This window comes from Micromonospora sp. B9E7, assembly GCF_039871815.1.
Lineage (GTDB): Bacteria > Actinomycetota > Actinomycetes > Mycobacteriales > Micromonosporaceae > Micromonospora.
This window is the reverse complement of the sequence record NZ_JBDPLX010000030.1, coordinates 1-19,396: the sequence shown is the minus strand read 5'-3', so window position 1 is coordinate 19,396 and position 19,396 is coordinate 1. Positions and strand designations below refer to the sequence as shown.

20 protein-coding genes and 1 tRNA gene are annotated in these 19,396 nt (G+C 72.4%); 17 read left to right on the top strand and 4 right to left on the bottom strand.

What is annotated here, in order from left to right:
- Window positions 1-47 precede the first annotated feature (47 nt).
- From ABGB10_RS31005 to ABGB10_RS30955, 11 genes are all read left to right on the top strand, one after another.
- A complete protein-coding gene (locus ABGB10_RS31005) occupies window positions 48-380 on the top strand; it encodes a PadR family transcriptional regulator (protein WP_179782175.1) in 333 nt (110 codons plus the stop codon).
- Window positions 377-1,411: a hypothetical protein gene (locus ABGB10_RS31000; RefSeq protein WP_347664531.1), complete on the top strand. Its 1,035-nt coding sequence runs from the start codon at window positions 377-379 to the stop codon at window positions 1,409-1,411. Before ABGB10_RS31005 ends, ABGB10_RS31000 begins: the two co-directional genes overlap by 4 nt.
- Window positions 1,412-1,541: 130 nt before the next feature.
- Window positions 1,542-2,162, top strand: coding sequence for a hypothetical protein (locus tag ABGB10_RS30995; RefSeq protein WP_347664530.1), 621 nt, complete (start codon window positions 1,542-1,544; stop codon window positions 2,160-2,162).
- 199 nt (window positions 2,163-2,361) lie between these two features.
- Window positions 2,362-3,048, top strand: coding sequence for a dienelactone hydrolase family protein (locus tag ABGB10_RS30990; RefSeq protein WP_347664529.1), 687 nt, complete (start codon window positions 2,362-2,364; stop codon window positions 3,046-3,048).
- Window positions 3,041-3,781 carry a uracil-DNA glycosylase gene (locus ABGB10_RS30985; RefSeq protein WP_347664528.1) on the top strand — a complete coding sequence of 247 codons (741 nt, stop codon included), beginning with the start codon at window positions 3,041-3,043 and terminating at the stop codon, window positions 3,779-3,781. Before ABGB10_RS30990 ends, ABGB10_RS30985 begins: the two co-directional genes overlap by 8 nt.
- A 20-nt stretch (window positions 3,782-3,801) precedes the next feature.
- Entirely contained in the window at window positions 3,802-4,590 is a 789-nt protein-coding gene (locus ABGB10_RS30980) for a DUF4129 domain-containing protein (protein ID WP_347664527.1), read from the top strand.
- Window positions 4,587-5,171: a hypothetical protein gene (locus ABGB10_RS30975; RefSeq protein WP_347664526.1), complete on the top strand. Its 585-nt coding sequence runs from the start codon at window positions 4,587-4,589 to the stop codon at window positions 5,169-5,171. The genes ABGB10_RS30980 and ABGB10_RS30975 overlap by 4 nt, the downstream gene beginning before the upstream one ends.
- Window positions 5,171-6,178 (top strand): MoxR family ATPase, encoded by a 1,008-nt coding sequence (locus ABGB10_RS30970; RefSeq protein ID WP_347664525.1) that lies wholly within the window; start codon window positions 5,171-5,173, stop codon window positions 6,176-6,178. Before ABGB10_RS30975 ends, ABGB10_RS30970 begins: the two co-directional genes overlap by 1 nt.
- Window positions 6,178-7,608, top strand: a complete 1,431-nt coding sequence (locus ABGB10_RS30965) for a DUF58 domain-containing protein (protein ID WP_347664524.1) — start codon at window positions 6,178-6,180, stop codon at window positions 7,606-7,608. The genes ABGB10_RS30970 and ABGB10_RS30965 overlap by 1 nt, the downstream gene beginning before the upstream one ends.
- A gap of 214 nt (window positions 7,609-7,822) precedes the next feature.
- On the top strand, window positions 7,823-8,386 hold the full coding sequence (locus tag ABGB10_RS30960; RefSeq protein WP_347664523.1) for an LPXTG cell wall anchor domain-containing protein: 564 nt from the start codon (window positions 7,823-7,825) through the stop codon (window positions 8,384-8,386).
- Window positions 8,387-8,488: 102 nt separating this feature from the next.
- The gene (locus tag ABGB10_RS30955; protein ID WP_347664522.1) at window positions 8,489-9,820 is read left to right on the top strand and encodes an NAD(P)/FAD-dependent oxidoreductase; all 1,332 of its coding nucleotides are present in this window, start codon (window positions 8,489-8,491) and stop codon (window positions 9,818-9,820) included.
- Window positions 9,821-9,911: 91 nt separating this feature from the next.
- Here ABGB10_RS30955 and ABGB10_RS30950 read toward each other — a convergent pair whose 3' ends face one another.
- On the bottom strand, window positions 9,912-11,771 hold the full coding sequence (locus ABGB10_RS30950) for a hypothetical protein (RefSeq protein ID WP_347664521.1): 1,860 nt from the start codon (window positions 11,769-11,771) through the stop codon (window positions 9,912-9,914).
- Between the two features lie 101 nt (window positions 11,772-11,872).
- On the opposite strand from ABGB10_RS30950, the gene ABGB10_RS30945 reads away from it, so the two are divergent.
- The 4 genes from ABGB10_RS30945 (at window position 11,873) to ABGB10_RS30930 (ending at window position 14,152) form a co-directional block, all read left to right on the top strand.
- Window positions 11,873-11,953: transfer RNA gene (locus tag ABGB10_RS30945), tRNA-Leu, on the top strand.
- A gap of 108 nt (window positions 11,954-12,061) precedes the next feature.
- Complete coding sequence (locus tag ABGB10_RS30940; RefSeq protein ID WP_347664520.1) at window positions 12,062-12,877, top strand: Bax inhibitor-1/YccA family protein; 816 nt, start codon at window positions 12,062-12,064, stop codon at window positions 12,875-12,877.
- Between the two features lie 149 nt (window positions 12,878-13,026).
- Window positions 13,027-13,785: a Bax inhibitor-1/YccA family protein gene (locus tag ABGB10_RS30935; protein ID WP_347664519.1), complete on the top strand. Its 759-nt coding sequence runs from the start codon at window positions 13,027-13,029 to the stop codon at window positions 13,783-13,785.
- A gap of 46 nt (window positions 13,786-13,831) precedes the next feature.
- Complete coding sequence (locus ABGB10_RS30930; protein WP_347664518.1) at window positions 13,832-14,152, top strand: hypothetical protein; 321 nt, start codon at window positions 13,832-13,834, stop codon at window positions 14,150-14,152.
- Between the two features lie 38 nt (window positions 14,153-14,190).
- Here the strand turns inward: ABGB10_RS30930 and ABGB10_RS30925 are convergent, their stop codons facing one another.
- The 3 genes from ABGB10_RS30925 to ABGB10_RS30915 all read right to left on the bottom strand — a co-directional run bounded on the left by ABGB10_RS30925 (window position 14,191) and on the right by ABGB10_RS30915 (window position 17,383).
- A complete protein-coding gene (locus ABGB10_RS30925; protein ID WP_347664517.1) occupies window positions 14,191-15,453 on the bottom strand; it encodes an acetyl-CoA C-acetyltransferase in 1,263 nt (420 codons plus the stop codon).
- 68 nt (window positions 15,454-15,521) lie between these two features.
- A complete protein-coding gene (locus tag ABGB10_RS30920; protein WP_347664516.1) occupies window positions 15,522-16,310 on the bottom strand; it encodes an SGNH/GDSL hydrolase family protein in 789 nt (262 codons plus the stop codon).
- Between the two features lie 20 nt (window positions 16,311-16,330).
- The gene (locus ABGB10_RS30915; RefSeq protein WP_347664515.1) at window positions 16,331-17,383 is read right to left on the bottom strand and encodes an SGNH/GDSL hydrolase family protein; all 1,053 of its coding nucleotides are present in this window, start codon (window positions 17,381-17,383) and stop codon (window positions 16,331-16,333) included.
- A gap of 150 nt (window positions 17,384-17,533) precedes the next feature.
- Between ABGB10_RS30915 and ABGB10_RS30910 the strand changes: the two genes are divergently transcribed.
- Window positions 17,534-17,890, top strand: a complete 357-nt coding sequence (locus ABGB10_RS30910; RefSeq protein WP_347664514.1) for a YkvA family protein — start codon at window positions 17,534-17,536, stop codon at window positions 17,888-17,890.
- A gap of 71 nt (window positions 17,891-17,961) precedes the next feature.
- Window positions 17,962-19,332: a cystathionine beta-synthase gene (locus tag ABGB10_RS30905; protein WP_347664513.1), complete on the top strand. Its 1,371-nt coding sequence runs from the start codon at window positions 17,962-17,964 to the stop codon at window positions 19,330-19,332.
- Window positions 19,333-19,396: the final 64 nt, after the last annotated feature.

Below are 19,396 nucleotides of genomic sequence, written 5' to 3'. Positions count from 1 at the left end.
GGCGTGATCGTTGACGCTACTTCGCATTGCACACTAGTCTCTAATGCGTGGACACCACACAGTTGCTGAAGGGCGTGCTGGACCTGGCCGTCCTGGCCGTGCTCCGGCAGGAGGACGGCTACGGTTACGACATCCTGCGCCGGTTGCGCGAGGCCGGCCTGGAGGAGGTCGGTGACGCCTCGGTCTACGGGACGCTGCGCCGCCTCTTCGCCGCCGGCCTGCTCACCACCTACGTCGTGCCGAGCGAATCCGGGCCGCACCGTAAGTACTACTCACTCAACGCCGCGGGGCGTGACCAGTTGACCCGCTCCGGCAAGCTCTGGCGCTCGTTCGCCACCACCATGGACAGTCTGCTCGACGATCGGGGGATGGCGGCATGACCGTCACGGAGCAGGAGATCACCGACTACGTGGCGCGGGTCCGGGCCGCTCTGGCCGATCTGCCGCCCGCCCAGCGCGACGAGTTGACCGAGGACCTCGCCGACCACCTCACCGAGGTTGCCGCCGAGTCCGAGGGCAGGCTCGTCGAGCGGCTGGGTGAGCCCGAGACGTACGCCGCCGAACTGCGCGCCGCGGCCGGTGCCGCCGGCGGCAGTGGGCGCAACCTCGACCAGCGGGTCGCCACCGCCCTGGTCCGGGTCCGCAGCCGACTGCGCGAGATCGACACCCGGCTCGGCCCGGCGCTCGGGTACGAGACGGCGAGCGAGTTCCTGCGGTTGCTGCGGCCCGCCTGGTGGGTGCTGCGCGGCTACCTGGCGGCGATGCTGGTCACGATGATGAGCACCGACGGGAGCTACGGTCTGCTGCCCCGGTTCGGCGGAGAGTTGCTCGCCGGCATGGTCATGCTCGTCGCGTTCGTGCTCGCCTCCATCTGGATCGGTCGCCGTTCCACCCGGCTGACCCGCTGGCCCCGGTGGGCCCTGCACGCCGGCACGTTCGTGCTGGTGGTGTTCGCGCTCGCCGCGCTCGGCCACGCGGAGGACCGGCTCGACCGCGACTACTACTACGACCAGACCTCGGTCGACAGCCAGTACAGCCAGATCCGGGACGTCTTCGTCTACGACCGCGAGGGTCGCCTGGTGGAGAACGCACGACTCTTCGACCAGAACGGCAACCCGATCCGCCTGGGCTATCCGGACTGCGGGGGTCGCGTCGACGAGTACGGCAACCCGCTGTTGCGGCCATACCCGTACTGCCCCGAGCAGGCGCCCTTCGGGCCCCGCGCCCCGGGGGCGACCGTGCCGCTCACGCCGCCGACCGCGCCGCCCACGACACCGACCGGCACGCCGGACCCGAGCGTCACCCCGGGTGCTTCCGTCGCGCCGCAGCCGGGCGCGACGGTCCCCGGCGAACCTCCGGCAGGCCCCACCGGGACGCCGAGCGGCACGCCGACTCCGACCGCGACGAGCTGAGTCACGGTGTGAACTGGATCATGCTGACGAAGCTGGGAAATAGCTGAACGGACGAGGCGGGCGGGACGGCACCGGAAATCAATGATCGTTACGGTGTCGTCTGCTCATCAACCCCTCGGAAGGAACCACCGTGTCAGAGCAGGTCGCACCCTCCTCCGCGTCCGACGCCGCAGCAGCCCAGCCGGCCGTCGAGACGCCGCAGCCGACGCCGGCCCAGCCGCAGACGGCCAAGTCGGACGGGGCCGCGCCGACCGCTCCCGCGCCGGATACGGCCGCGCCGACCGCACCCGCGCCGGACGGGGCCGCGCCGACCGCACCCACGCCGGATGCGACCGCGCCGGACGCGGGCAAGTCGGAGGAGAAGTCCGGTGGCAAGAAGGCGCTGGGCATCGTCGGCGTGATCCTCGCGATCGTCGTCATCGCCGGCCTGAAGTTCGGCGTCGCCGCGGCGATCGGCAACTACTTCAACAAGGACGAGACGGCTGACGCCAAGACCGGCGACTGCATCGCCGAGCTGCCCGAGGTCACCGGCACCAAGCAGGAGAAGGCCGACGGCGCCAAGGTCGTGTCCTGCACCTCCACCGACGCGGCGTACACCGTGGTCGGTCGGGTGGAAGACCAGAGCGAGGCTCAGGCGCGGGCCGGCACCGCCTGCGATCAGTACCTCAAGGAGGGCGAGGAGGGGTACGTCTTCTCCAGCATCAAGCCGGGCAAGACGGGCTACGTCCTCTGCCTGACCAAGAAGGCCTGACCAGGTCGGTAGACCAGCATCGACGGCGGCGGGAGTGGATCCCGCCGCCGTCGGCGTACCCGCAGTCACCAGCTGGCGAACAGGAGGTGAATGCCACTGTTCCGGCGTCTTCCCGACGGCCGCGCGGCGTGGCAGGCTACCGGCACGTAGGACCACTGGGCGACCAGCCAACGATGACTGACCGCTAGGAGGACGGCCCATGGGCGAAATGGTGAGCTACCGCAGCAACGGAGGCACGAGCGAGGGGTATCTCGCGATACCCGCCAGCGGAATGGCCAGCCCTGCCGTCATCGTGATCCAGGAGTGGTGGGGCCTCGTCCCGCACATCCGGTCGGTGGCGGACCGGTTCGCCGAGGCTGGCTTCGTCGCCCTCGCCCCGGACTTCTACCACGGCGAGACGACCAGCGAACCCGACGAGGCGCAGCGGCTCCTGATGGCGATGCGGATGGACGAGGCGGCGAAGGACATCGCCGGCGCGGCCGACTATCTCGCCGGGCGGCCGGAGGTCACCGGTAAGGTCGGTGCCGTGGGCTTCTGCGCCGGTGGCAGCCTCGCCCTCTGGTCGGCCACCATCTCCGAGCGGATCGTCGCCACCGTGGGTTTCTACCCCGTGCTGCCCTGGGAGTCGATGCGCCCCGACTGGGCCGACTACGCCGGCAAGGCCGCGGTCATCCACTGCTCCGAAGAGGACGGCACCTCGGCTGCCGACGGCGTACAGACCGCCCGCCAGGCCATCGAGGAGGCCGGCGGCGACTGCCACCTCTACGACTACCCGGGCACCTCGCACGCCTTCTTCAACGACGACCGGCCGGAGGCGTTCGACCAGCGCGCCGCCGCCAGTGCCTGGGCCCGCACCCTGGAACTCTTCCGGGCCAAGCTTGGCTGAGTCGCGTACCCCCGAGCAGGTGGTCGCCCGCGCAGCGCGGGCGACCGACCTGGTCGACCTCGACGCGGCCGTCAGCGACTGTTTCGCCTGCCCCCGGCTGGTCCGGTGGCGGGAGGAGGTGGCCCACACCCGCCGGGCCGCCTTCCGCGACCAGGAATACTGGGGTCGGCCGGTGCCGGGCTTCGGCGCCGCCGACGCGCGGATCGCGATCCTCGGGCTGGCGCCCGCCGCCCACGGTGGCAACCGCACCGGTCGGATCTTCACCGGCGACCGGTCCGGCGACGTGCTGTTCGCCGCGCTGCACCGGGCCGGGCTGGCCAACCAACCGACCAGCGTCGCCGCCGACGACGGGCTCGCTCTGCGCGACATCCGGATCTTCTCGGCCGTCCGATGTGCGCCACCGGACAACAAGCCGACCCCGGTGGAGCGGGACACCTGCGCCCCCTGGCTGCACCGCGAGGTCTCGCTGATCCGGCCCACGCTGCGCGTCGTGGTCGCGCTGGGCGCATTCGCCTGGGCAGCGTGGTGGCCGGTGCTCCGTCAGGTGTACGGGCTGCGACCGCCCAGCCCGCGACCGGCGTTCGGTCATGGGGCACACTGGTCCGGCACAGCCGCTCCGGACCTGCTGGGCAGCTACCACGTCAGCCAGCAGAACACCTTCACCGGGCGGTTGACGCCAAAGATGCTGGACGACGTCTTCGACCAGGCTAAACAGCTGGTCGAGGTGGACTGAGAACGCGTGGGGCGGTGGCGATGACAGACGGAACACGCCCACCCGCGCCGTCACCGGGTGACGAGTCCGGTGTGTTGCGCCCGGCGTTCGGCCTGCTTCGCCGGTGGTGGCCGGTCGGCGCGGTCGCCGCGCTGCTCGCCGGTGCCGCGCTGGCGTCCGCCCACTCGTCGCTCGGGACCAGTCGGATTCCGCCAGCCGCGGAGAACGTCCCCTGGGTGCCCGAGTACCCGACCGTCGAGCCGTCCGCGTCCATCCCGGTCGAGCCACGCGACGCCGGCGAGGCCACCCAGGCGCACATACCGCAGTGGATCGCCACCGTGGCGCTGGTCCTGCTCGGGCTCGCCATCCTCGCTGCCCTCGGCTACCTGACCTGGATCCTGATCCGGGGCGCGCTGCGCCGTACCACCCGGACGCTGCCGGCGCAGCGGGCCCGGCGTACCGCCGAGGGCACCGCCCGCGAGGTGGTCGCCGCCCTCGACGCCGGCCTGGTGGAGTTGGACGACCGGGACACCGACCCACGGGTGGCGGTGATCGCCTGCTGGGTGCGCCTGGAGGAGGCCGCCGCCACGGCCGGTGTGCCACGGCTCGCCGGGGACACCCCCACCGACCTGGTCAGCAGGCTGCTGCGCGGCGACCCGGCGGCCGGCGTGCCGGCGATCGTCAGCGCCGACGTGCTGGCCGAGTTCGCGCACGTCTACCGGGAGGCCCGGTACGCCACCCGTCCGGTCGACGAACGTACCCGCGACTCGGCCCGCGCCGCGCTGCGCCGGCTGCGCGGCGAACTCACCGCGGCCGTGGTGACCACATGAGCAGCACCAGCATCGACGACCTGCTCGCGTTCGAGGAGGAGGCGGCCCCGTCCGGTCCGCCGGAGCGCCGCTCCCGGTTGGGCCCCGTGCTGCGTGCCCTCGCGTGGGCCGCCGCACTGGTCGCGGTGCTGCTCGTCGGCCTCCGCGCGGTCGGCCTCCAGATCTCACTGCCGGTGCTGATCGCCGGGGTGCTCGCCGTCCTGGCGGTCCGCCGGGTCACCGCCCTGCTCGCGCCGCCACCCCCGCCGCCAGCGGGTGCCCGGACCGCGCCGGGCGAGGAGGACGGCAGCTACAACTGGGGTGCCCGGGACGCGCTGCGTAGCGCGATCAACCGGTGGGAATGGCCTCTGGACTGGTCCGCGACCCGATCCGAGCGGTTCACCGGGACGGTCCTGCCCCGGATCGGTGAGCTGGCCGACGAGCGGATGCGCCTCAAGCACGGCGTCACCCGCGAGTCGGATCCGGCCCGCGCCCGCGCCCTGCTGGGTGACCAGCTGTGGACGTTCCTGGAGACCCCGCCTCGCCGCACCCCGTCGCCGCGCGACCTCGCGGCGATCGTCGCCGAACTGGAGAAAATCTGATGAAGGACGTGGACCGGAGCATCGCCCCCGCAGAGGTCGGCCACCTCGCTCGGGCCGTCCTGGACGCGGTCGGCACCGTCGTGGTCGGCAAGCGGGACGCGTTGGAGCTGGTCCTCGCCGGCATCCTCGCGGGCGGGCACGTCCTGCTGGAGGACCTGCCCGGGTTGGGCAAGACCCTCACCGCACGCTCGTTCGCCCAGGCACTCGGGTTGGATTTCCGTCGGTTGCAGTTCACCCCCGACCTGCTGCCCGCCGACGTCACTGGTTCCTTCCTGTACGACCAGCGCAACGGCGACTTCACCTTCCGGGCCGGCCCGGTCTTCACCAACCTGCTCCTCGCCGACGAGATCAACCGGACGCCCCCGAAGACCCAGTCCGCGCTTCTGGAGGCGATGCAGGAGAAGCAGGTCTCGGTGGAGGGTGTGACCTACAAGCTGGACGAGCCGTTCCACGTGCTGGCCACCGCCAACCCGATCGAGTACGAGGGCACCTACCCGCTGCCCGAGGCGCAACTGGACCGGTTCCTGCTGCGGGTCTCGTTCGGCTACCCGCACCACGAGGAGGAGTGGGAGGTGCTCCGCCGTCGGATGAGCCGTCGCCGCGAGGAGGCGGACATCAAGCCGGTGGTCGACGCGGCCACGCTGCGGGCCATGCAGGCCGCCCTGGAGGACGTGGTGGTGGAGGACTCCGTCGGCCGGTACATCGTGGCCCTCACCGCGGCCACGCGGGAGCACCCGTCGGTGCTGGTCGGCGCCTCACCGCGCGGTTCGTTGGCGCTGCTGCTGCTGGCCCGGGTGCGCGCGGTCTTCGGCGGACGGGACTACGTGGTGCCGGAGGACGTCAAGGAGGTGGCCGCACCGGCCCTGGCCCACCGGATCACCCTGCGCCCGGAGATGTGGTTGCGCCGGGTCGACCCGGCGTTCGTGGTCGGCGAGGTGCTGGAAGGCACCCCGGCCCCGGCGAGTGGCGCACTGCCCAGCTACGCCGCTGGCGGGCCCCAGCGCTGATGACCGGACCGACCGTGTCGAGATCCACCGAGCCGGAACCGGCTGCCGGCTGGGCGCCCACCCCGGCGCTCGGTCGGGCGGTGCTGCTCGCCGGTCTACTGCTCGTGGCGGGGGTGCTGCTGGGGCGGGTCGACCTGATCGTGCTGGCCGCCCCGTTCGCCCTGGGCACCGCGTACGCGCTGCGCCGACGGCCCACGGCGCTGCCACAGGTGTGGATCACCTCGGGTGACGACGGGCCGCTGGTCGAGGGCGGCGACGTGACAGCGGCCGTCAGCGTCGGCAACCCGGACACCGTCGACTACGACCTGGTCGTGCTGCGTACCCGAGTGTCGCCGTGGCTGCGGATCCTCCGAGCTGGCTTCGCCCGCGACGCGGCCGTCGGCGACGTGCCGCCGACCGGTGGCGAGGGTCCGGCGGCCAGCGGCACGGGGCGTTCCGTCGCCGACCGGCCGTTCGTGACGTCGGTGCCCGTCGGGTCGGCGGTGGACCTGGAGCTGGCCGGCCGTGCCCTGCGCTGGGGCCGGCACCCGGTCGGCCCGGCCGGCGCTCGGGTCGCCACGGCAGGCGGCCTGCTGGTTTCCCGCGCGGTGATCGTCGAGCCGGTCCGCGTGCGGGTGTACCCGCGTACCGAGCCGTTCGAGGCGGTGGAGGCGATGCCCCGGGCCGCCGGTCTGGTCGGGGCGCACCACTCGCGGCGTCCCGGCGAGGGCGGCGAACTAGCCGGCGTACGGGTCTTCGCTCCCGGTGACCGGTTGCGCCGGATCGACTGGCGGGTCTCGCTGCGCGCCCGCCAGCTGCACGTGGCCTCCACCCTCTCCGACCGTGACGCGGAGGTGGTGGTGTTGCTCGACGTGCTCGCCGAGGCGGGGCGCTCCGGCGGGGTGGACGGTGCCGCCTCGGTGCTGGACACCACCGTCCGGGCCACCGCGGCGATCGCCGAGCACTACCTGCACCGCGGCGACCGGGTCTCGCTGCTGGAGTACGGGCCGACCGCCCGCCGGCTGCGTCCGGCGGCCGGGCGGCGGCAGTACCTGACCGTCCTGGAGTGGCTGCTCGACGTACGCGTCACGGCGTCCTCGCACGAGCCGTACGACCAGGTGTTCGGCCCACAACTGCTCTCCTCGGACGCGCTGGTGGTGGTGCTCACCCCGCTGCTGGACGAACGGTCGGCGCAGATGCTCGCCCGACTGGCCCGCGCCGGCCGGTTCGTGGTGGCGGTCGACACGTTGCCGGCCGACCTGGCGTCACCGAAGGACCGGGGTTGGGCGGAGGTGGCGTACCGGCTGTGGCGGTTGGACCGTGAGGTCATGATCGGGCAGCTCCGGGAGCACGGCGTACCCGTGGTGCGCTGGGCCGGCGCCGGCAGCCTGGACCAGGTGCTGCGGGACGTGGCCAGGCTGGCGACGGCCCCGAGGGTGGGTGGCCGGTGAGCGCGAGGAGTGAGCTTGCGAGCCCCGCAGTCGTGAACGAAGGGGGCGCGGTGAGCGCGAGGAGTGAGCTTGCGAGCCGCGCAGTCGTGAACGAAGGGGGCGCGGTGAGCGCGAGGAGTGAGCTTGCGAGCCGCGCAGTCGTGAACGAAGGGGGCGCGGTGAGCGCGAGGAGTGAGCTTGCGAGCCCCGCAGTCGCGAACGAAGGGCGGCGCAGATGATCGACGCCGTGACCGGGCGGGTCCGGTCGGTCCAGAACGCGGTCGCCCGGATCAGCGTCGCTCCGCTCCTGGTGCGGTGTGCGATCTTCGTCGTCGTGCTTGCCGGGTTCGTCCTCGCCTTCCCCGCCGAGGTGCTTCCCGGGCGACCGATCCTGTTCCTGACGGTTGCCGCGTTGTTGCCCGCCTTCGGTCCGCGTCGGGTCTGGGCGACCTTCACGGCGTTGGTCACGGTCGGCGGCTGGCTGCTCGCCACCGACGGGTACGGCCGTCCGGTCGCCCTCTGGCGGCTGCTCGCCCTCGCCGCCCTGCTCTATCTGGGGCACACCCTCTGCGCGCTGGCCGCGTTGCTGCCCTACGACGCGGTGGTGGACCCCGAACTGGTCACCCGATGGTTGCTGCGGACGGCGGCCGTCCTGCTGGGCACCGCCGTGCTGGGAGTGCTGTTGCTGCAGGCCCCGGTCACGGGTGGCGAGACGGGCCACCAGTGGGTGACCGTGCTGGGTTTGCTGCTGGCCGTGGGCACGGCAGCGTTGCTGGGCTGGCTCCTGCGGCGCCGGTGACCGCTGGTACGGGAGGGTTACGCAGGTCACATGGGTTGTGCTCCGTCACAGATGAGGGGCGCGAGCGGGATTACCTGAGCCGGCCGGGGAAAGATAGACAACGTGAATCCGAAGCGGATCCTTGTGGTTGGTGCCGGGCACGTCGGTCTGTACGCGGCCCTGCGCCTGTCGAAGAAGCTCAGCTCCCGTGAGGCTGAGGTCATGGTGGTGGATCCCCAGCCGCACATGACCTATCAGCCGTTCCTGCCCGAGGCGGCGGCGGGCAACATCTCCCCGCGACACTCCGTGGTGCCCCTGCGGCGGGAGTTGCGTCGGTGCAAGATGGTTGCCGGCACGGTCACGCGGATCGAGCACGACCGCAAGACGGCCACCGTGCAGCCGATCAGTGGCCCGGCCCGGGAGATCACCTACGACCACGTGATCGTGGCCCCGGGTTCGGTGTCCCGCACCCTGCCGATCCCCGGCCTGCACGAGCAGGGCATCGGGTTCAAGACCATCGGCGAGGCGATCTACCTGCGCAACCACGTGCTGGACCGGCTCGACGTGGCTGCCGCCACGCCCGACGCCGACGTCCGTCGCGCGGCGCTGACCTTCACCTTCGTCGGCGGTGGGTACGCCGGCATCGAGGCGCTCGCCGAGATGGAGGACATGGCTCGCGACGCCCTGCGCTACTACCCGGAGCTCAAGCAGGACGAGGTCCGCTGGGTGCTGGTCGAGGCCACCCAGCGGGTGCTGCCCGAGGTCGACCGGGACATGGGCGCCTACACCGTCCAGCAGCTGATGAAGCGGAACATGGACATCCGGCTGGACACCCGGCTCGAGTCCTGCGTCGACGGGGTGGTCAAGCTCTCCGACGGTGACAGCTTCCGGTCCGACACGATCGTGTGGACGGCTGGCGTGAAGCCGTCGCCGATGCTGGACTCGACCGACTTCCCGCGTGACGACCGTCGGCGGATCACCTGCCTGCCCACTCTGCAGGTGGTCAACGGTGACGAGGTTGTCGAGGGCGCGTGGAGCGCCGGCGACTGCGCGGCCGTGCCGGACCTGACCAAGGAGCCGGGCAACTTCTGCTCGCCGAGCGCGCAGCACGCGGTGCGCCAGGCCGCTCGGATGGCCGACAACATCGCCGCCGTGCTCCGCGGCCGCGAGCCGGTCAACTACAAGCACAAGCACGTCGGCAGCGTCGCGAGCCTCGGCCTGCACAAGGGCGTCGCCCAGGTGTACGGGATCAAGATGACCGGCTGGCCGGCCTGGGTCATGCACCGGACGTACCACATGAGCCGGATCCCGTCGTTCAACCGCAAGGTCCGCGTGGTGGTGGACTGGACGCTGGCGTTCGTCCTCAAGCGTGAGGTGGTCGCCCTTGGGCAGCTGCACGACCCGCGCGAGGAGTTCTCCGAGGCGTCCCAGCCGGTCGGTGCCCCCCGCGTCTGACCCAGCGACAAGGAAGGGCCCCTTCTTACCGGTAACCGGTAAGAAGGGGCCCTTCCTTAGCGCCGCGCGTGGGCGCGGTCGCACCCTGGCGTCAGACCCGCCAGATCCAGGCGTCGGCGATCCGGGTGGCCGGGCCGTAGAGCTGTTCCAGGGTCGCCCGCAGGCTCTCCGCGTGCGGGGCGTCGTCGGCCAACGCCACGCAGGAGGCACCCCAGAACTGGGCGTCCCGGGCGGCCTGACGGCGCTGCTCGTCGCCGATGGCCGGTTGGTCGCCGCGCCGGGCGACGTCCGCCAGCAGAGCGGAGGTGGGCTGCTTGAAGGTGCCCATCGCCGCGGTGCCGCCCCGCCCGTACGGGCCGATGAAGAATCCCTCCGGCAGACCGAAGGCGGCATCGGCGGCGGTGGCCCAGCGCATCGGCCAGGGCTCCTTGGGCGTGGGCAGCGGCACCGGGACCAGCACCCCGCCGGGGCGTACGCACTGCCGCCAGTGCCCGCCGCTGACGAATTCCGGCACGGCGGGTCGTTCGGCGGTCGGCAGCGGGGTCGGGAAGATCGGCAGCAGTGCCGCGCCGACGGCCAGTGGCACCAGCCGCCGTGCCCGTCCGGTGCTGCGCAGAGCCCGGTCGACCGCGAGCACCAGCAGTGTCGCGATGATCGGCAGCAGTGCCAGCGCGAACCGCATCGGCAACGCGCCGTCCACCACCGGCAGCCCGCCGATCAGGGCGTACGGGCCGGGCAGCGCGGTCCTGGTGCCGCCGAGCACCACCTCCGGGCCGAGGGAGAGCGCACCCATCACCAGGCCCGCCACGACGCAGGCGAAGACCAGTCGACGTCGCCCGACCCAGATCGCGCAGGTCGCGGCGACCAGCAGCAGGGGCCAACCCAGGAAGGTGTTGTACTCGGCCGGGCCGGTGGTCAGCCGGGCCGACACGTCGCTGCCGGCCACCGACAGCGGGGAGACCGTCCACCAGCTGCTCAGGTCGGCGGAGAAGTAGGCCGGCGTGAACATGCCGTCGGCGACTCCCTGCGGGCCGGCGAACTGGAACCACAGCGGATAGCCGAGCACCAGCAGGGCGAGCCCGGCGGCGATGGCGAGCCCGCCGGCGAAGCCGGGTAGCGCCCGCCGAGCCAGGTCCCGGTCCGCCACGGCGTAGCTGATCGCCATCACCAGCAGGGTGACGGCGGCGAGGAAGAGCACCTCCTCGCCGATGAAGACCTGCGCGGTGACCGCGGCGGCCAGCCCAGCGGCGGAGGTGATCATCCGTCGGCGGTCCGGCCCGGCGGCCAGTTCGCGACCCGGACCGCCGGGCCTCGCGGGTCCCGGGTCGGACGCCCGCAGCAGCCGGACCACCAGCCAGACGATCACCGGTACCAGCCACTGGGCGGTCATGTGCAGGTGGCTGTTGGTCTGCGAGACCATCCCCGGGCCGAACCCGCACAGGGCCCCGCCGAGCGCGGCGGCGAACCGGCGGGCCCGCAGCGTCCGGTGGAACAGCAGGTACCACGCGAGTGCGGTACCAGCGAGGTTGGCGGCGGCGAGCAGCGCGAAGGTGACCGGCGCGCCCAGCAGCAGGGTGACCGGCGCGAAGGCGATGCCGAGTGCGATCACCGTGGTGTTGGCCATCAGGTTGACGCCGTCGGGGGCGTTGAGTCGGTCGCTGAGCAGGTCGAAGTCGCCGAGCAGCGCGCGGGCGTCGACCGCGAGGAACCACTCGTAGAGGGCCTGGTCCTCCGGGTTGAGCGACAGGATGCGGCCTCCCGGGTCGGGCCACAGACCGTGGGTGAGCCAGCCGGCCAGCACGGCCCAGATCAGAGCGACCAGCAGATCGGCCCGGTGTCGGCCGACGGCGGCCAGCAGCCGAGTGGCCCGAGGTCGGCGGTTGACCCGGTCGGCCAGGCGGAAGGCCTGCTCGGGGGCGGCGTCGGGGGCCGTGGGGGCTGCGCTGCTCACGGCATCGACCCTAATGTGGCCAGCCCGTCGGGGTACGCCGGGTCGCCGAGGACCGGCTACGGTGACACTGCACTGTGCGTGTCGGCGCGCCGGTGCCACCCGCCCGGGTGGTGGAAAGGCAGACACGGCCGCCTTAAAAGCGGCTGCCGAAAGGCGTGCGGGTTCGACCCCCGCCCCGGGCACAGGTCCGCTCACACGCATTCTCATTCGTGATCACCAGGAGTTGGCTGCGCCGTTTACTCTTGGAGGGCACGTTCACGTGCACACGACCCCCTGAGGGAGGCCAGACAGTGAAGACCTCGAACCCGGTGCTCGCCCGGCTCGGCCAGGCGGCCGAGCGGGAGCGCTCCGCCGGGTACGCACCGGCCGGGCCGTACGGACAGCCCGGCATTCCCCAGCAGTACCCGTCCCAGGCCGGTTACCCGGCCGCACCGCCGACCGTGGCGCCCATGACGATCGACGACGTCGTCGTCAAGACCGTCACTCTGCTCGGCATCCTCGGCATCACCGCCGCGGCAGCCTGGGTGCTCGTGCCCGACGCGCTGGTCGGGCCAGCCTGGATCGGCGCGGCAGTGGTCGGCCTGGTCCTCGGCTTGATCATCTCGTTCTCCCGGATGGCCAACCCGGCGCTCGTGATCGCGTACGCGCTCGTCGAGGGCGTCTTCGTCGGCATGGTCAGCAAGGCGTTCGAGACGGCCTATTCCGGCATCGTGCTCCAGGCCGCCGTGGCCAGCTTCGGCATCTTCTTCCTGATGGCGATGCTCTACCGGGCGAAGGTCATCCGGGCCACCCCGGCGTTCGTCAAGGGCATGATCGCCGCGATGGTCGGTCTGTTCGCCGTCATGCTGATCAACCTGGTGCTGGCGCTGTTCGGCGTCAACACCGGTCTGCGTGACGGCAGCCCGCTGGCGATCGGCTTCAGCCTGGTCTGCATCGTCGTCGCCTCGCTGAGCTTCGTGCTCAGCTTCAAGGAGATCGAGGACGGCGTCCGGATGGGCCTGCCGCAGCGCTACTCCTGGGTGGCCGCGTTCGGCATCCTGGTCAGCCTGGTCTGGCTCTACATCGAGATTCTGCGCCTGCTGAGCTACTTCCAGGGCGACGACTGACCTCGTCCGCACTGCGACCGGCGCCCGTCCCCGCTCTGGTGGGGGCGGGCGCCGTCGTCCGCGCCGTTTTCCCGCCGCCGCCGGTCCGCCCGGGGCAGAGTGACTGCGAGGGCCCACACCCCTGGGGTACGCGGGCGAAGGAGGCGGCGGTGCGCAGCAACAACCCGGTGCTCAACCGGCTGGACGAGACCGGCCGGGTGGAGGCTCGGGTGCTCGGCTCCCGCGACGTCGAGCCGATGACCGTCGACGACGTGGTGGTGCGTACCGTCGGGTTGCTGCTCGTCACCGGCGCGGCGGCGGCGGTGTCCTGGGCGGTGATCCCCGACGCGGCGTGGCTGGGTGCCGCGCTGGCCGGCAGCGCGCTCGCCTCGATCGCGCTGGTCCTGGTCATCTCGCTGCGAGGCATCACCAACCCGGTGCCGATCGTCGGCTACGCCGTGCTCCAGGGCCTGCTGCTGGGGGTGGCGAGCCGTGCCTTCGAGCAGGTCTATCCGGGCATCGTGGTGCAGGCGGTGGCCGGCACCTTCGGCGTCTTCCTCGGCATGGCGGCGCTCTACCGGGCCCGGGTTATCCGGGCTACGCCCCGGCTGGCCCGCCTGGTGATCGGCACGTTGCTCGGCATCGCCGTGCTGAGCGTGGTCAACCTGGTGTCGTACCTGATCTCCGGAAGGCCGGGCCTGGCGGTCTACAGCGTCAGTGGCGAGGTCGGCTGGTTGCCGTACGCCTTCTCGGTGGTCGCCATCATCGCCGGGGCGTTCAGCTTCATCCTCGACTTCGATCTCGTCGAGCGTTCGGTGCGGGACGGCCGACCCCGCCGGTACGCGTGGCTGAGCGCGTTCGGCCTGCTCACCGGGTTGGTCTTCCTGTACTGGCAACTGTTGCGGCTGCTCAGCTACCTGCGCCGCTGACCGACCCACGGTGGCACGGTCGGTGCCGGCCGTAGACTCGGCGGCGATGAGCGCAGCGGAGTTCGACGAGGTCGTGCAGCTTCTGGTCCGCCAGGTCGGGCACTGGCAGCAGCCGCGATGGGCGGCGGTCGCGACCACCGGAAACGTGTCCCGTGCCGACCTGGTGCACCGACTGGTGCAGGAGATCGCCAACCTCGCCGCCGACGCCGAGGGCGGCCCCCGGCGGACGGTGCCCCGGCTCGACAACGACCTCGCCCTGACCGATCAGTTGCGCGTGGTGACAGCGGACCTGCTGGCCGCCGATCCGGGGCCAGAGGTGCTGGCCCGGGCCGCCGCCGAGGCGACGGCGACCCGCAGCGCGCTCTGAGGCCTACTCCGCGAGGGACGGGGCCGGCCGGCGGCAGCTCAGCTCAGCCGCTCGAGCACCATGGCCATGCCCTGGCCGCCGCCCACGCACATCGTCTCCAGACCGATGGTCTTGTCGTGCCACTCCAGGGCGTTCAGCAAGGTGCCGGTGATCCGGGCACCGGTCATCCCGAACGGGTGACCGACCGCGATGGCACCGCCCATCACGTTCAGCTTCTCCTCCGGGATGCCCAACTGACGGTAGGAGGGAATGACCTGCGCCGCGAACGCCTCGTTGATCTCGACGAGGTCGACGTCGTCGATGGTCATCCCGGCCCGGCGTAGCGCCTGCCGGGACGCCTCCACCGGCCCGAGACCCATGATCTCCGGCGACAGGGCGGTCACACCCGTGGAGACGATCCGGGCCAGCGGGGTGAGCCCGAGATCCTCGGCCCGCTGGGCGCTCATCACCACTACGGCGGCCGCGCCGTCGTTGAGCGGGCAGCAGTTGCCGGCGGTGATCCGGCCGTCCGGGCGGAACACCGGCTTCAGGCCGGCGACCGCGTCGAGGGTGACGCCGGCGCGGGGACCGTCGTCGGTGCTCACCACGGTGCCGTCCGGCGTGGTGACCGGGGTGATCTCCCGGGCCCAGAAGCCGTCGGCGATGGCCTTCTCGGCGAGGTTCTGGCTGCGTACGCCGAACTCGTCCATGTCGGCGCGGGTGACGTCGTACACCTGGGCCAGGTTCTCCGCGGTCTGCCCCATGGTCAGGTAGACGTCGGGCAGATCGCCCGTCTCGCGCGGGTCGGTCCAGACCTCGGCGCCGCCCTGCGCGCGGCGCTTCGAGCGCTCGCCGGCCGCGCCGAAGCGGGGGTTCTCCCAGCCGCCGCCGACCAGGGCCTGTGCCTCGGGAGGCAGCCCGTCGGAGCTGCCGCGGGCGTAGCGGGACACCATCTCCACGCCGGCGGAGACGAACACGTCACCCTCGCCGGCCCGGATCGCGTGCATCGCCATCCGGGTGGTCTGCAACGACGAGGCGCAGTAGCGGGTCAGCGTGGCGCCGGGCACGGTGTCCAGACCGAGCAGTGTCGACACCACCCGGGCCATGTTGAAGCCCTGCTCGCCACCGGGCAGGCCGCACCCGAGGTAGAGGTCGTCGATCGTGGTCGGGTCGAGCGCGGGGATCTTGTCCAGGGCCGCTTGGACGATGGTCGCGGCGAGGTCGTCGGAGCGGACGTCGCGCAGGGATCCCTTGTGCGCCCGGCCGATGGGGGAGCGGGCGGTGGCGACGATGACGGCGTCGCGGGACGACTCAATCGGCATGGACCAACGTTAACCCGCCGGTAACATGGCGCGGAAGGAGCGGGCGTGGCGGGAAATGTCACCCCCCGCTAGCGCCGGGACGCGACCGTCGCTGCGGCGGCGACCGCGGGCAGCAGCGCGTGCGCCCACACGCGGTAGCCGTCGGCGGAGGGGTGGAAGCCGTCGTGGCAGAGCGTCCCCGCGTCGGCCCGGAACACCGGCCCGGTCTCGGCGGCCAGGTCGACCACCGAGCCGCCGGCGTCGAGCACTGCCACGGTCTGCGCGCGGGCCATCCGCCGCCCGGACCAGCCGACCATCTGTCGCAGTGGAGGCGCGATGGCGCGCACCGCCCCGAGATCGGGGCAGGTGCCGACGACCACCTCGACCCGCGCCTCCCGCAGCCGGTGCACCGCCGCGCCGAGATACGCCGCCGCGTCGGAGGGCCGGCGCAGCCCGGTGGCATCGTTGGCCCCGATCAGGATCAGCGCCACGTCGGGTCGTTCACCGAGCAGGGACCGGGCCACCTGGGTGGCCAGGTCGGTCGAGCGGGAACCGGAGACACCGACGCTGGACAGGTGCACGCGGCGACCGGTCGGGCCCTCGGCGAGCAGGTTGGCCAGCTGCCCGCCGATGGTGTCCTCGAGACGGTCGACGCCGACACCCAACGCGGAGGAGTCACCGAGCAGCACCAGACGCAGCGGCGGAGCGCCGGCCCGGCCGATCGTGGCCCGCAGGGCCAGCCCCAACTCCGGTTGGGCGTAGCGGCGGTGCCGGGCGACGAACGCCTCGCCAGCCAGGACGGCAGCGCCCCCCACCGTGCCGGCGAGCAGCGAGAACGCCGCCGCCCGGCCCAGCCGGCCGGCGAGGCCGGCGGTCATGCCTCGCACCCTGCGCTCGTTCATGCCAGTCCCTCCACTGTCGAGGTGTCCGAGGCGGACCCGTGCTGCGCCACCGCGCCGACACCGAAGAACGCGCGGCGACGCAGCTGCGCCCACCGGCCCGCCGGCCCTCGGTCGCGGCCCCGGACCCGGGTGCCGCTGACCTCCGTGCCGGCGTGCCGGGCCGCCTCCTGCGCGGCCTCAGGCAGCGACCGTACGCCCTCGCCCCGCGTCGGCGTAACCCGTCGTTCCTGCGCGGCGCCGAGCGCGGAGAGCATCGTCGGCAGGAGCGCGGCGGCAGCCATCGCGTAACCCTCGGCGGAGGGATGGAACCGGTCCCAGGCGAACATCCGGGTCGGCTCGGCGGTGAACCGGGGACCGAGCAGGTCGCCCAGGGAGACCGTCCAGCCGCCCGCCTCGACCACGGCGACCGTCTGTGCGGCGGCGAGTTGCCGGCTCCACCGGTGCGCCAGCCACCGCAGCGGAGGTTGGATAGGGCGGATCGCGCCCAGGTCGGGGCAGGTGCCGACGACCACCTCGCAGCCGGCGTCGCGCAGGGTGTGCACCGCCTCGACCAGGTAGCGCACCGCCAGCCCACGCGGGGTGCGGTTGGTGATGTCGTTGCCGCCGATGAGGATCACCGCGATGTCGGGTCGGCACTCCAGCGCCGCCTCCACCTGATGGCGGAGCGCCGAGGAGATGGCACCGACCACCGCGAAGCGGTGCAGGCGCACCGGCCGCTGCAGTCGACGGGACAGACCGGTGGCGAGCAGCGCCCCGGGAGTCTCCCGACGGCGGTGCACCCCGTAGCCGGCCGCCGACGAGTCACCGAGCACGACCATGGTGAGCGCGGGACCGGGGAACTTCGCGCCGTACATCCCGTCGCATCGCGGGGGCGGCGCCTCGGCCATCGGGATGGTGCGCCGAGCCTGCCGGGCCTGGCCGAGCAGCACCCCGCCGGTCGCCACCGCAGCCGCCGCGGTGGCGCCCGTGCCGATGGCCACCAGGCGGGCGAACCGCCGGGCCTGTCGCCACCTCGCACCACCGGGTACGACGGAATCAGCCACCCCCATACCGCGACATTATCGCGCCGGCCCGACACGCCGCTGTCGTCGCGACGGCACCCGAGTGCCTGGAAACAGACGCGACGGGGTATCTGTCCAGGAGCGGCCGGTCGACTTGCGCCGACCCGCCACGCTGATCCGGCGGAGAGGAGCACGACGATGGGGAAGACACTGAAGCGCACAGCGGCGTTCACGGCCCTGGCGCGGGCACTGGCGGCCGGGGCCCGGGGTGGGCCGTCGTTGGGCACCCGCCTGGCCGCGCTGCCCCGGATGATCAGAGCCACCACCAAGGGCGAGTACGACGGCGGCCTCCGGCTGGCCCTGATGACCGCGGCCACGGCGTACATCGTCTCGCCGATCGACCTGCTGCCGGAGATCCCGCTGGCGATCTTCGGGCTCGCCGACGACGCGGTCATGATCACCTGGTTGGCCGGCAGCGTGCTCGCCGAGACCGATCGCTTCCTGGAGTGGGAAGCCCGCCGCAGCTCGGTCATCCCCGGGGGGCTGGTGCCCTGACGGCACGTACGCTGGGCGCGAGCAACCGTCTGCCCGGCCGCCGTCGCCGGCGCCGCAACGAAGGGCACACCGTGCAGTACTACGACAACGTCGTCGACATGATCGGCAACACCCCGCTGGTACGTCTGCGTAACGTCACCGAGGGCATCCAGGCGACCGTGCTCGCCAAGGTGGAGTACGTCAACCCGGGCGGCTCGGTCAAGGACCGGATCGCGCTGCGGATGGTGGAGGACGCCGAGGCCGCCGGCCTGCTCAGGCCCGGCGGCACCATCGTCGAGCCGACCAGCGGCAACACCGGTGTCGGGCTGGCCCTGGTGGCCCAGCTCAAGGGCTACAAGTGCGTCTTCGTCTGCCCGGACAAGGTCAGCCAGGACAAGCAGGACGTGCTCCGGGCGTACGGCGCCGAGGTGGTGGTCTGCCCGACCGCGGTCGCCCCGGAGGACCCGCGCTCGTACTACAACGTGTCCGACCGGCTGACCCGGGAGATCCCCGGCGCCTGGAAGCCCAACCAGTACAGCAACCCGGCCAACCCGCGTTCGCACTACGAGACCACCGGTCCGGAGCTGTGGAAGCAGACCGAGGGCGGGCTCACCCACTTCGTGGCGGGCGTGGGCACCGGCGGCACGATCTCCGGCATCGGGCGGTACCTCAAGGAGGCGTCCGAAGGTCGGGTCCGGGTCGTCGGAGCGGACCCGGAGGGTTCGGTCTACTCCGGCGGCACCGGCCGTCCGTACCTGGTGGAGGGCGTCGGCGAGGACTTCTGGCCGGAGACGTACGACCGGGGCGTCGCCGACGAGATCGTCGAGGTCTCCGACAAGGCGTCGTTCGAGATGACCCGGCGACTGGCCCGCGAGGAGGGGCTGCTGGTCGGCGGCTCCTGCGGGATGGCGGTGGTCGCCGCGCTGGAGGTCGCCCGCAAGGCCGGCCCGGACGACGTGGTGGTGGTGCTGCTGCCCGACGGCGGTCGTGGCTACCTCTCGAAGATCTTCAACGACTCGTGGATGGCCCGGTACGGCTTCCTCGACAACTCGGGTGCGGAGCCGACGGTGGCCGACGCGCTGGCCAGCAAGCCGGGCGGGCTGCCCGAGCTGGTGCACGTGCACCCGACCGAGACGGTCCGCGACGCGATCGACTACATGCGCGAATACGGTGTGTCGCAGCTACCGGTGCTCAAGGCCGAGCCGCCGGTGGTGACCGGTGAGGTCGCGGGCTCGATCGCCGAGCGGGACCTGCTCGACGCGCTCTTCACCGGCCAGGCCCACCTGCACGACACGATCGAGCGGCACATGGGCGACCCGCTGCCGATGATCGGCGGTGGTCAGCCGGTGAGCGAGGCGGTCGGGCTGCTGGAGAAGTCCGACGCGGCGCTGGTCCTGGTCGACGGCAAGCCAAGGGGCGTCCTCACCCGCCAGGACCTCCTGGCCCACCTGGGAGCCCACTAGCCCGGTCCCCTCCCCACCCCGACGACACCCCACCCCCACCCACCCCCCACCCCACCCCCACCAC

What these genes read in the sequence shown, in the direction of transcription:
- ABGB10_RS31000 (WP_347664531.1), top strand. Translation starts at nt 377, where the DNA reads ATGACCGTCACGGAGCAGGAGATCACCGACTACGTGGCGCGGGTCCGG.
- ABGB10_RS30990 (WP_347664529.1), top strand. Translation starts at nt 2,362, where the DNA reads ATGGGCGAAATGGTGAGCTACCGCAGCAACGGAGGCACGAGCGAGGGG.
- ABGB10_RS30980 (WP_347664527.1), top strand. Translation starts at nt 3,802, where the DNA reads ATGACAGACGGAACACGCCCACCCGCGCCGTCACCGGGTGACGAGTCC.
- ABGB10_RS30975 (WP_347664526.1), top strand. Translation starts at nt 4,587, where the DNA reads ATGAGCAGCACCAGCATCGACGACCTGCTCGCGTTCGAGGAGGAGGCG.
- ABGB10_RS30970 (WP_347664525.1), top strand. Translation starts at nt 5,171, where the DNA reads ATGAAGGACGTGGACCGGAGCATCGCCCCCGCAGAGGTCGGCCACCTC.
- ABGB10_RS30965 (WP_347664524.1), top strand. Translation starts at nt 6,178, where the DNA reads ATGACCGGACCGACCGTGTCGAGATCCACCGAGCCGGAACCGGCTGCC.
- ABGB10_RS30960 (WP_347664523.1), top strand. Translation starts at nt 7,823, where the DNA reads ATGATCGACGCCGTGACCGGGCGGGTCCGGTCGGTCCAGAACGCGGTC.
- ABGB10_RS30930 (WP_347664518.1), top strand. Translation starts at nt 13,832, where the DNA reads ATGAGCGCAGCGGAGTTCGACGAGGTCGTGCAGCTTCTGGTCCGCCAG.
- ABGB10_RS30925 (WP_347664517.1), bottom strand. Translation starts at nt 15,453, where the DNA reads ATGCCGATTGAGTCGTCCCGCGACGCCGTCATCGTCGCCACCGCCCGC.
- ABGB10_RS30920 (WP_347664516.1), bottom strand. Translation starts at nt 16,310, where the DNA reads ATGACCGCCGGCCTCGCCGGCCGGCTGGGCCGGGCGGCGGCGTTCTCG.
- ABGB10_RS30915 (WP_347664515.1), bottom strand. Translation starts at nt 17,383, where the DNA reads ATGGGGGTGGCTGATTCCGTCGTACCCGGTGGTGCGAGGTGGCGACAG.
- ABGB10_RS30910 (WP_347664514.1), top strand. Translation starts at nt 17,534, where the DNA reads ATGGGGAAGACACTGAAGCGCACAGCGGCGTTCACGGCCCTGGCGCGG.